The sequence below is a fragment of the Clostridioides sp. ES-S-0190-01 genome (genome assembly GCF_020658275.1).
Taxonomy (GTDB): domain Bacteria; phylum Bacillota; class Clostridia; order Peptostreptococcales; family Peptostreptococcaceae; genus Clostridioides.
The window spans coordinates 361,906-374,491 of sequence record NZ_JACVWA010000015.1; the positions used below are offsets into that span (position 1 = coordinate 361,906).

At 25.2% G+C, this 12,586-nt stretch carries 10 protein-coding genes; 1 reads left to right on the forward strand and 9 read right to left on the reverse strand.

The genetic code is table 11. The features are described from left to right. Window positions 1-729: 729 nt before the first annotated feature. The 5 genes from IC214_RS05090 to pepI all read right to left on the reverse strand — a co-directional run bounded on the left by IC214_RS05090 (window position 730) and on the right by pepI (window position 6,081). A complete protein-coding gene (locus tag IC214_RS05090) occupies window positions 730-1,227 on the reverse strand; it encodes a CarD family transcriptional regulator (RefSeq protein WP_227433891.1) in 498 nt (165 codons plus the stop codon). Between the two features lie 223 nt (window positions 1,228-1,450). Continuing rightward, entirely contained in the window at window positions 1,451-2,860 is a 1,410-nt protein-coding gene (locus IC214_RS05095) for a VWA-like domain-containing protein (protein WP_227481981.1), read from the reverse strand. Between the two features lie 3 nt (window positions 2,861-2,863). Then, entirely contained in the window at window positions 2,864-3,994 is a 1,131-nt protein-coding gene (locus tag IC214_RS05100) for an AAA family ATPase (RefSeq protein ID WP_227866331.1), read from the reverse strand. A gap of 12 nt (window positions 3,995-4,006) precedes the next feature. After that, window positions 4,007-4,810, reverse strand: coding sequence for a hypothetical protein (locus IC214_RS05105; protein WP_227481979.1), 804 nt, complete (start codon window positions 4,808-4,810; stop codon window positions 4,007-4,009). A gap of 389 nt (window positions 4,811-5,199) precedes the next feature. Further along, window positions 5,200-6,081 carry a proline iminopeptidase gene (gene pepI / locus IC214_RS05110; protein ID WP_227866332.1) on the reverse strand — a complete coding sequence of 294 codons (882 nt, stop codon included), beginning with the start codon at window positions 6,079-6,081 and terminating at the stop codon, window positions 5,200-5,202. A 655-nt stretch (window positions 6,082-6,736) separates the two neighbouring features. Between pepI and IC214_RS05115 the strand changes: the two genes are divergently transcribed. After that, on the forward strand, window positions 6,737-7,711 hold the full coding sequence (locus IC214_RS05115) for an aromatic acid exporter family protein (RefSeq protein ID WP_227433886.1): 975 nt from the start codon (window positions 6,737-6,739) through the stop codon (window positions 7,709-7,711). Window positions 7,712-7,839: 128 nt separating this feature from the next. Here IC214_RS05115 and IC214_RS05120 read toward each other — a convergent pair whose 3' ends face one another. From IC214_RS05120 to IC214_RS05135, 4 genes are all read right to left on the reverse strand, one after another. Continuing rightward, window positions 7,840-8,859, reverse strand: a complete 1,020-nt coding sequence (locus IC214_RS05120) for a sensor histidine kinase (protein ID WP_227866333.1) — start codon at window positions 8,857-8,859, stop codon at window positions 7,840-7,842. Beyond that, entirely contained in the window at window positions 8,859-9,533 is a 675-nt protein-coding gene (locus IC214_RS05125) for a response regulator transcription factor (RefSeq protein ID WP_227433884.1), read from the reverse strand. Before IC214_RS05125 ends, IC214_RS05120 begins: the two co-directional genes overlap by 1 nt. Before the next feature lie 151 nt (window positions 9,534-9,684). After that, window positions 9,685-11,592, reverse strand: a complete 1,908-nt coding sequence (locus IC214_RS05130) for an FtsX-like permease family protein (protein WP_227866334.1) — start codon at window positions 11,590-11,592, stop codon at window positions 9,685-9,687. Then, on the reverse strand, window positions 11,593-12,345 hold the full coding sequence (locus IC214_RS05135) for an ABC transporter ATP-binding protein (protein WP_227433882.1): 753 nt from the start codon (window positions 12,343-12,345) through the stop codon (window positions 11,593-11,595). Window positions 12,346-12,586 lie beyond the last annotated feature (241 nt).

Sequence of the window (12,586 nt, forward strand, 5' to 3'; positions counted from 1 at the left end):
CTATGTTTTCATTTATAAAAAATAATTATTTCTTAAATAAATAGCTAAATTGTAGTATTTATAATAAATATAGCTTATGTTTATATTAGTATAATTCCAAATAATTTAATGTTAATATTTAAAAACATCTTCGTAATATACTTAATTCTAGCAATAATATAAAAATAATAATCTGGATAAATTTAAGTTAAAAGTTTGTTTATATGAAGCTAAAAATAAGATTTTTTACATAGAAATTAAAACTATGTGTAACTTAAATGAGCCTATTTTACTTTAATAAAATATAAATTTTTACGATGTAGGTAAAATTAAATAAGATGACTTCTATTTAATATAGTAGTCACCTTATCAATTAACACTAGAATATATTTTATATTGTCATATATTTTAAATGATAATACTCTTATAATATTATTAATTTTACTTCAGATTTTCAACATGCTTATTAAACTTACCATTCAATCATCCCCTTGATTAAAAAGTATTTTCAATAATAATTTAATTTTTTAAGAATTGTATATTATAAACATCATTTTAACAATTCCTATAATATTATATATTCAATTTTTAGTAAAACAATGCGAATAAATAATATTCTGAAATAATTAAAAATAGCAATAAAATATTCATAAATACTTATTGTAAAATTATATTTAAATATTATTTTCTTTTTCTTTATAGTTTTAACTATGCTATACTTTTTAAGTAGGAGATAATATAAAAAATACTTTATTGCGGTATATGACTTGATATATATGAAGTAACTTCATCAGGAGAAATATTCAAAACAGTTGCAAACTCTTCATTTAATAATCTTTCTGCTTCTTTCATCATATTATCGTCTGCTTGATGTGATTTTTTACCAAGAGATTTTATATGTTCTTTATTACAGTATATACTTCTTATTAATTTAAGTAACTCTTCACACTTACCACTTCTAAGCATCACTTTAAATTGCTCACTTCTCATTTTTTCATTATCTATCCATGATGTATCCATATTAGGTATATCATTTATTAGCGAAGCCACAGTAACTTCAGAAAGTATCTTTCTCATTGGAACTTTCTTATTATCAACAGGTATTTTTATTATTGTATTATTAGAATAAAGGGGACTTAATACATAATATTCTTTTTGTACACCATTTGTAATTTTTTCGTTTGTTATGTCCAAAACTTTACAAACACCTGTCATTCCGTACATTATATAATCATCAATCTTAAACACAAAACCTCACCATCCTTAACAAAAAATAGTTTTGACAACTGAATTTACATCATCAAAACTATCTACTATATACTAATTGTACCATATTTTGAGAGTTTAAGCTAAGTAAAACTTTTATTGTTTAAATAATAAAAAATACATTGACTATTAATCAATGTATTTTTCATTAATTTGGATAGTAAGTAAACCATAACAATCGAACAAATCATACCCATTATAATATTTATAAAATTGGTGCTTGACTATTCATTGAGTATCCATCATTTCTAATATCGTTTATCTCTAATATATCATCTTTTGTTTCAACTTTACTAAGTTTTTTAACTGCTCCATAATGCTCTCTCAGTGAAAGTTTATCTCCATTTCCAGAAATAACCCATAAAATTTTATAACCTCTAGGTATTACCTGTAGCTTATTTTCACCTTTACCATCAGTAAAGTAAACTAATAAGTTAATCTTTTTATTATTAGCATATTCGAAAACTGGAGTAAATTTTGTGCCTCCACCTATTTTAACTCTATCTTTTATATCTTTTATATTTTTTGCTTTATATACACGTCTAATTTCACTGTCACACTCTATAATAGTAATTTCATGATTATAATTTTTAACTATATTAAGAACTTCTTTAATTGCTTGTTTAAATTCTTCATCACTAATACTTCCACTTATATCAATAGCAACGGCTATTTCTGCTTTATGACTTCTAAGTTCTCCTCTTAAATCTAATCGATTAGGCTGTCTTCTATTTCTCCTTGTTATAGTCTTCTTTTTATTGTTTTCAACAGTTCCCATTAACCTACTAAGATATAAATTCCATGGTAATTCGCCTTTACTATTTTTAAGGGCTGCTATCATGTTTTCTAAGTGTGTTGGAATTTTACCTTTTTGAGAACTATCAATAAATTTCTCTGTAAATTCTCTAAGAGTTCTTTCATCTATATCATCGGATTCTTCCCATATATCATGAGTTTTTTCTGGTCTATAATCAGTTTCTATAGTTCCATACTTGTCACTATCATCTTCTTCACCATCTTCATCTTCTTCTAACAAATCTAATTCAGTTTGAATCTTTTCTACATAATACTCAAAAGGTTCATATGGCTCTAGCTTTAGAGAATATTTTAGATTTACCCATTCTAAAGTAGTAGCATATGGTGGTAAATTATTCAAATATTTATTTACTACTATATCCATTGCCATATTAATGGCTAATGTACTATACTTTCCTTTTAATTCTTTTGCTCTTACCAAATGCATAGATACTATATGATAAATTTCATGCTTTATTGTACTTTCCATCTGTTCTATATTGAGAGTTAAAAAAATTATTGGATTAAAGTATATGACGTATTTAGCTCCTTTAAAATTCACACCTGTAGGACTACTTATATCAAATCTTATCTCCCTTGACATCTGAAACAAAAAATAGCCATAAAAATTATCTTTTTCTTCCATAAGGCTTAAGCTAACTTTATCTACAAGACTAAAAAATTCATCTTTAAAATCTTTTGGTATATCTACCTCAAATTTCTCATTAGCACGATTTGCCTTTAACATAGAATGAGTATTTATAATTTCACTAGCTTTAATATAGAGTTCTTTTGCCTGCTTATCAAAATAATTTTCCATATATTATCCCCTTATTAAACGATATGACTCAAAGTAAGATTTTACAAACTCTTCATTTTCTATAGCTTTTTTATACACTTCAATATAGCTATTTCTAATATCCTTCATAATTCCTATCATTAAATCTATAGGATATATTTTTAAGAACTCAATAAATCTATCAATATAATATTTTGATTCATACTCATCATTTTTCATATTTAATTCTAAGTTTTTTAGAATATTTATCGCTGATAAATAAAGTCTTGTATGACTTTCATTTTTTACTCTTTCTACAAGATGTTCATAAATAGTATCACCTAAAAAAACATCTTCATAAGATATCAATGGACTAGAATCTGATTCAATAAAACTTATAAACTCTTCTGCTATAACCTTACCTACATTCCCCTTTATAACATTTAGAAATACTGTTCTAGGAATTTCTTTCTTTTTGTCCTTATAAACTTTATAAATTTTAGAAACTCTCTCATAACTTCTCGGAGTTGCTCTTACATCATCTTCATTTGTTTTATGCAGATATTCTGGGAAAGTTGAAATAAACTCTATAATCTTTTTTTCAATTCCTTCATCTATTGCCCATTTCAACCATTGTGTATGGTCACTCTCCATATTTAACCAAACAAATCTATTTTCTTGAGCTGAATCCATATCTACAACTTGATAATCGAAATCTGAACCATATTTACTTGATGGATTCATTGCTGCTAAAATCTTTACATCATCATGTAACTTATATCCATTAATCTCTCTATTTAAAATTAGATTCATAAGTTCTTGTTGTACAGTATGCTCACAACGATTTATCTCATCTATAAATAAAAGAACTGTTTTTCCTTTAGATATTTCTTCATCAATTTCTCTTAATTTATTATGAACAGCATATACTGTAGTTTTCTTTTCTGTCTTGTATCCATTAGAATTAATTCCTACATAAGATTCTATAGTTGGAAGACCTCCTATTTCACCCTCTTTAAGTAGATTTCCATCAATTACAATCAAACTCCAATTATTTTCTTTGGCAAGTTTTTTTGCTAGAGCTGTTTTTCCTATCCCACTTTCACCAACTATTAGAGGAACTTCTCCAGTGGATAATATTAAGTCAACGCTTTTTAATGTATCTATAAAATTCATTTTTTCTCTCTCCTACATAATTTTCAATTTTTCGTCTACAGCTATTTTTTTTGCTGTTTTACTTCCATATTTGTAAATAAACATCATTTTGTCTATTGCTATATAGTCACTGTTTCTATCTATAATATTACAATTTAAAAAATCTCTAATATACTTTTCTTCAACATCTTCTTTTGATAGTACTTCTTTTAATACTTCTTCTAATTCCTCTTTAGATATTTTCTTTACAATATACTTAATCACTAAAATATTTACTTTTAGGAATTCTAATATTTTATTCTTATCTAAATTAGTTATAAAGTTAATAGCTGCCTCATTATTCTTAATAGCTATAAGTTCTGTATTATAACTAGGAAAATCTATATATCTTAATGCATCATAACTTATTTTTACTGCTTCTTCTTGTACACTTTCATAAGGTTGTTTTATAAACTTTATCGAATCATAATTTTTTCTTACTGCTAATAATTGTAACTCTTCACTTGGATTTTTAGAATATTTAATAGCCCACCCTGCTTGATTTATAGCTAATTTAATCACTTTATCAGTTGGATTTTTTATATAGTCTAATATACTCCATCCATCATTTACTGCTTTTATCATCATATCTTCTGTTGGGTCATTTATAAATTTAATTGCTCTAATATTGTTATCAATTGCTAATTCTTGCATCTCTTTAGTTGGATTATTTATATATTCTAGTACAAGTCCATTTTCTTTGATAGCTAATAGTTTCATCTCATCAGTTGGATTATTTATAGTTGCTATAATATTAGGATTATTTTTTATCATTTCAATAACTTTTGACTTTTCCATAATATGCCTTTCCTTCTATAGTTATTTTTATTTATATATTAATCTATTCCTATTTATATAATTGTTTCTTATTATAATAAATATACTTTTTAAGCAAGTTTAAACAGAATAATTATACCAATTTTAAAAAAAATTTCTAAAATGTCATAAAACTAAGTGTTTTTAAATTCTGTTATTATATGTTAATTATAGTAGTTTTTTAATGATTTGTATGATTTATTGAGGTTTTAAGACTTTTTTTCTCTTTAAATACTTTTAAACTTTTTACAATTGTTCATATTATTCTTATTCAAAATTTATCACATATAAAAAATACTCTAATTTATAATAAAATAATAAAAAAAGAGATTAAACAATCAGTTTAATCTCTTTTATAAATTTATATAAGCTTAATCATTTTCATTTAACCATTTAGTTAGAACTTCTATATATTTATCATTTTCTTCAACAAATGGCATATGTCTTGAATATTCAAATAGTTCCCATTTACTATTAGGTATCCTATCATACATAGTCTTTGCAATATATGGTGAACACAAATCTATCGCTCCACTAGTTACTAAACAAGGTTCCTTTATTTCATGTAATCTATCTGTAAACTCATATCCAGAAAGAGTACCTGTAGGAGAAAATTCATTATATCCCCATCCTACAATATATGCTTCAGAACCAGACTTTTTAGGTCTTCTTAAACATTCAGGAGAATCTTCAGTTACTTCCCCTGCACAATACATCTCCATAAACTTTTCTAATGCATCATTATATTCTTTACTAGAGTAATCTCCAGTATTTACTGCATCAAGTAACGCTTTTTGGTCAGCTTCACTCATATATGATATTCTTCTTTTTTGTTCTTTTTCCCAAAGTTTTGCAGAAGAAAGAGTAGATGAAAGAATGTACGACTTGATACCCTTTGGTTTATATTCAATAGCATACCAAATAGCCTGCATACCTCCCCAAGACTGACCTAATAGATGTATTTCATCAAGCCCTAGATGTTTTCTTAGTTCGATAAGTTCTTTTATCCAAGTGTCTGCATTAAATAACTCAGGATGCCCTTCTACAAATGAATTACCACAACCAATTTGGTCATACATTATAACTTGTCTTCCACTTTCAGCTATCTTGTCCAATACTTCAAAATAGTTATGTGTAGAACCTGGACCTCCGTGAAGTAGTACTAATGGTTTCTTTCCTTCTGTATCTTCTCCCACTATACGGTAATAGGTTTTAAAACCTTCAAAAGGCATGTATCCTTCAGTAATTTTCATGTTTATCTCCTCCAATTTGTCATTATGAACAATAATTAAGTTCATTAATAAGGCTATTTAAAACTTCTCATACATATTTAATTATGTATTTTTATCTTTATACTTACTTTTATAAATAGTATAACATAAAAGTTAAAAATCACCATACAAAACAAATTATAAAATCATATTAATTATATAATTTTATTTTTTATTAATAATAGTATATACATTTTTGACTATTTTCATTTGATACAACTATTTTTATTTGTTATTATGATATGAAATAAAAAAAATATCATCATGATGTATACCAGTTTTCTTGCATTTCTAATATTCTTATGAACATACTATACTTATAATCACATAATCATATTTTAAAGTCAGTTATACTTGTCAGTATGAACTTTATAGCGCTATTTATTGGTATTATTAACAAATCATCAAAAGCAACAATTATTACATCATTTTTGTTAATATTTTTAACTCAAGCAAACGTATGAGATTTTACACTGGCAAATAATATATACAAAAAACTTTCATAAAATAAAAATATATTGATTGTATTTAGCTAAATAGGGCAATAAAATAATTAAGTACAATTAATTACATTTCAAACCCTATTAGTTTTATGTTAAAATTATCTTTATTATATTTGTTCACAGGAGGTTTATATTTGAATAATATTAATTCACTTAAAGTAATAAAATTATCTCTTGGATGCTCTCTTGCTATATCTATTGCTTGGCTGTTAAAACTAGAATACTCAATGGTTGCTGGAGTTATAGTACTACTTACAGTAAAGGACACTAAAAAAGAAACGCTTAAGGGTTCTATTGGAAAGGTTTATGGTTTTCTTTTATGTACTATTTTTTCCTATTTATGTTTTAATATTTTAGGATATAATTTGACTTCATTTTCAATATTTATATTCATAATTATACCACTTTGTTTTTTATTAAAAATTCAAGATGTTATTGCCATGTGTGTAGTAATTGCATCCCATTACTTCCTACAAGGAGAAACATCTATTAAATGGATTTTAAATGAAGCTGGAATATTTGCAATAGGTACTGGAATAGGTGTCATAATAAATATGTATATTCCAACAAATATACATAAAATCTATGAAGTCCAAAAAAAGTTACAAGAAGAAGTGAGTATTGTGCTTATAGATATTGCCGATATTATTGTAAATCCTAAAAAAGAAAATAGGTTCAGTAGAGATTTATATACCTTAAATTCACTTATTGATAGTAGTATTTCTGAAACTTATGATAATATTAATAATACTTTATTAAGTGATACTAAATTTTTCTTAGAGCATATGGATATTATAAAAAGCCAACGGGATATCTTAGAAGACTTGTATAGTTATGTATCTCAACTAGACTCTACTCCACCACAAGCTCATATTCTATCTGCTTTCATACATAAGATAGGTTATACTGAATTTGAAGCCGAAACAGGGAATCTTCTTCTTGAAGAATTGGGCAGGTTAATGCTTAGTATGCAAAATCAACCTCTACCTGTTGATAGAACAGAATTTGAAAATAGAGCTATTTTATTTTTTTGCTTAACTAAATTAAAACAGTTTTTAATTAACCGTATACGTGCTCAAGTTCTCAGAGATAATAATTTTTATAAATAGTATTATGAATCAAAAACAGGTAGATAATCTCCCTGCTTTTTGATTCGTAATACTATTTCAAATTATGTTCTACAGTAAAATACTACTATATTTTTTAGATTTAAAGTGGATACATTCAATCTATTAATTTAATTATTTAGATTTAAATAATCAGATATATTATAAAAATGAATATTAAAAATTGTATAAACACCATTTTCTGAGTATACATCAATCTTATGACCTAAGTTATCTATCATCTTTTTTGCAAAGTATAATCCCATTCCAGTAGATTTATACAATCTATTTCTTCCATTTGTTCCTGTAAATCCTCTATTAAAAACTCTACATATATCCTCTTCATTTATACCTATACCATAATCCTTTATAGATAACACTACTCCGTTTTCTAATGGCTTTGCATTAAATTCAATTTTACCAACTTCTTTTGAGTATTTTATAGCATTATTAATAATTTGGTCTAAAATATAGGCTATACATTTAGAATCAGTGTAAACAGTATAATTTAAGTTGTTTAAACTAACTTCAATATTGTTTTTTATGAGTAAAAACGAGTTATTCTTTATAGAGGATTTTATTAATTTTTCTAAATTAACTTTATTCATAAATATGTCCTCAAACATACTATTACTTCTACTACTATATAAAATAGAATTTACTAAAAAGTTTATTTTTGCAATTTGATTCTTAATATCTATACTATCTTCTATATTATTTAATCTATCTGTAATTATACTCAAAGATGATATTGGAATCTTTATTTCATGAACCCATTTAGCTATGTATTCATCTAATTCTTTTAGAGATTGTTTGTAATTTTTTATATCATCATTATTCTTTGATTTCAAATTTTCAATAATATCTCTCATGATATTTGCTTCAAAGGATTGTCCATTAATCAAGTAGTTGTCTATATCATCATTATTTTCTAGACACTTACATAAATCTTTATAGCTATTTTTAAAGTTTATATAATCTACAATAAAAAATACTATTATTATGAGTAAAGCTAGAAAATCTAAGTATATTAACTCTGCATATTGATTCTCAAATATATTTATAGCAAATAAGTAAATATTTATTATACTAATGATAATAAAAAAAAGCACAATATACTTGAATCTGTCTTTTAAATATTTTACTATCATTATATTATATATCCTATTCCCTTTTTAGTTTTTATAAAATCATCAACACCTAACTCTTTAACCTTACTTCTCAATCTATTTATATTTACAGTAAGAGCATTATCTGTAACAAATTCATCATTATCCCATAAAGTCATCATAAGACTTTCTCTTGATACAACTTTATTTTTATTTTTTAATAATAAGTTTAAAATTTTTATTTCGTTTTTAGTCAATTCTATATCTTTTTCCTTGTACTTGTGTTTTATAATTCCTTTTCCTACATCAAACATTAAATCTTTGTAGTATAGAATACTATTAGAGTCGCTATAATTATAAGCTCTTCTTATTATCCCATTTATTTTGGTAACTAAGATATCTATAGAAAATGGTTTTGTAATATAATCATCTCCTCCATTATTTATTCCCATTATTAAATCCATATCAGAATCTCTTGATGAAAGGAATATGATTGGAACATTTGAAACACCCCTTATTTTCTCGCACCAGTAAAATCCATTATACAGTGGTAAATTAACATCCAAAAGTACTACATCTGGTTTTTTATCTATAAATTCTTCTAAAATCAGTTCAAAATTATCAATTACTTCTACTTTAAATCCCCATCGTTCTAATGCCAAAGCAATTTCTTTTGATAAATCAATATCATCTTCTATTAATAAAATTTTATACATTTATGCAATCTCCATTATTTTAATATTTTATTATAATATAAATTATCTCTATCATATTATATTTTGTATACATTTATTAGTCAAACGGCTTAAATCTAATTAATAAGAGACTCTTATTGTAAGAGTCTCTTTGTTTTAATAAATTTGTTGATTAATTTTCGTATATTACCTTCTTAAACTTATTAATAGATACTGCTCCATATATTATGAAGATTATTAAGCATATTACTAAGCTTAATATATATATACTAAATAAATCAGCCATTAGTAAACTGCCTGCTAGTCTTAATGCAAAGTAACTTGATATTGTTGCACTTAACATTGGTAAAGTGTAAAATATAGCTACTTCTTTAAAGACAGCTTTATTTATTTCTTTTTCTGTAGTTCCTATCTTCAATAAAGTTTTATATTTATCTCTATCTTCATAAGCATCACTATATATTTTCATGTATATTATGCTTCCAGCCACAAGCGTAAATACTAAAAATAAAAATACAAGCACTACATATGCAAATTTCATCCATTGACTTTCGTTTTGAGCTTTATATCCATTTCTCATATAGCCACTTTTCATACTTAAATTTTTTTCAATATTATCGAACATCTTTTGGCTATTTTCTTCCTCAGATACTTTCGCTCCATAAAAATATATTTGTTCTCCTTTGTCTTTTAACTTAGAGTAGATGTTATCATTTACTACTATAATACTGTCATTAATCCCTGTTCCCAATACTGGTACTTTTATTTCCCCTTTTGTAATATTATATACTTGTCCATCAATGTTCACACTAGTTTCTTTTTTAGCTAATGTTAATATCGTTTGAGGACTTTTTAACTGCATTACATTATTTCCTTCAACTAATTTTTCGCCATACTCTTTTAATTCCTTCTCATTTCCATTTACTTTGAGAATATTGTAAAAATCACTGTATTTCATTATTATATTTAATTTATCATAATCATCTTTGCTATCTGGATTTTCTAAAGCTATTAGTTCTGGATTTACTGAATATCTTATACTATTAGTATCTTTTATTATATCTTCTATTTGTGTTCTATCTACTTCATTTTTATCTGTTGAAACTATACTAACAGTATATACATTCCTCTGTTCTTGAGCATTTTGTTGTATATGTTTTATGGCAACTGATGTACCAAGGGTTGATATTGTAGTCGTTATAATTATAGCTATTATAGAGTAAGTTTTATAGTTTTTATTTAATCTATAATTTATATTGTTTATAGAAATTATATTATTTCCATTGAATAATACCTTTTTATTTTTCATTATCATATGAAATACAACAGGCATAACTGATTTAAATAAACCATAAGTACCTATTATTATTATCACTATAACTGGTATTACACTAGCTATGTTTCCAGAGCGTATATCCATAGAAAGATAATAACCATATCCTAATACTAAAATTGATATTATGGCTAATATGTATAATCCTATTCCTACTTTTGGTATTTTGTCTTGCTTCTTAGATGTGTTAATTAGGTTTATTACACTACTCCTACATATTGTTACAAAACCTTTTATAGTCATTATCATAAATATAGAAATAAATATCAAACTGGCATACATTATAGCTTTGATACTAAACCCATTGGATACATTTATATCAAATCCTGATAATTTTATTATTACTACCTGGAAAAATCTAGATGTTATTATCCCTATAAGTATTCCTGTGATACAAGAGCTTATTCCTATAAGCATATTTTCTACAAAATATATTTTTCCTATAGTATATAAATCCAACCCCATAAAAGATAGTATACCTATTTCTTTTGACCTATTTTTAAAGAATATATTTGTCGCATACCATATAAAGAAAAATAAAAATACTGACAATATTATTATTACAGATATTAACACTGATAATGTGAATTTCTGATTTTCCCCTTGCAATACATTTATGGCATCACCATATCTTAGTAATTCAAAATTAGTCAGTACAACTACTGAAAAGACCATAGATATAAAAAATGCCAGATAAGTTCTTATATTACTTTTAAAATTATTATAAGCAATTCCAAGTACACTCACTTACATTTCACCTCCCATAGAGGCCAACATATCCATAATCTTTCCATAAAATTCTTTTCTACTACTTCCTTTGTTCAATTTACACTTTATAGTTCCATCATTTATCATATATACTTCATTTGAATAACTTGCTGTTAGAGGGTCATGTGTAATCATTATAATAGTAGCATTATTCTCTTTATTTATTCTTTCTAATGAGTTTAAAAGTTCATAAGCTGATTTAGAATCTAAAGCACCTGTTGGCTCATCAGCAAATACTACTGCTGGATTTGTAATTAGTGACCTCGCTGCTGCACCTCTTTGCTTTTGTCCTCCTGATAATTGGTATGGATATTTATCTAAATGATTTTCTAATCCAAATTTTTTGGCTATCGAAAATACCTTACCTTCAATTTCTTTACTTTTCTTTTTCCCTAATGCCAGAGGAAGTGCTATATTATTCATGAGTGTCATATTATCTAATAAGTTATAGTCTTGAAATATAAATCCTATTTTCTCTCTTCTTAATTTTGATAGTTCATTATTTTTTACTTTAGATATGTTAATTCCATCGAGTATTATTTCTCCTGAGGTTTGTTTGTCAAGTGTAGACATTAGATTAAGTAATGTTGTTTTTCCTGCACCTGATGGCCCCATTATTGCTATAAAATCACCTTCATTAACTGTAAGAGATATACTTTTTAGTACATTTGTCTTAAATCCTTTTATACCATAATCTTTTGATATATTCTTTATTTTTAATATTTCTTTCATAATTAATAACCTCCACTTGTTCATTTCTTAGTATATCTTTATTTTAAAGGTTTTGTACGGTTAAATCCTTATGTAAATATTACATTTTATCTACCAGTATTACACTTTTGTAACATAGAAAGGTTATTAATAAATATGTTTCTTAAGTTTGTATTTATATTAATTTCTTAATTCTGAAAATATCATTTACTTATTAAATAATCATCATATATATGTATTTTATTTTTATATTCAATACTTC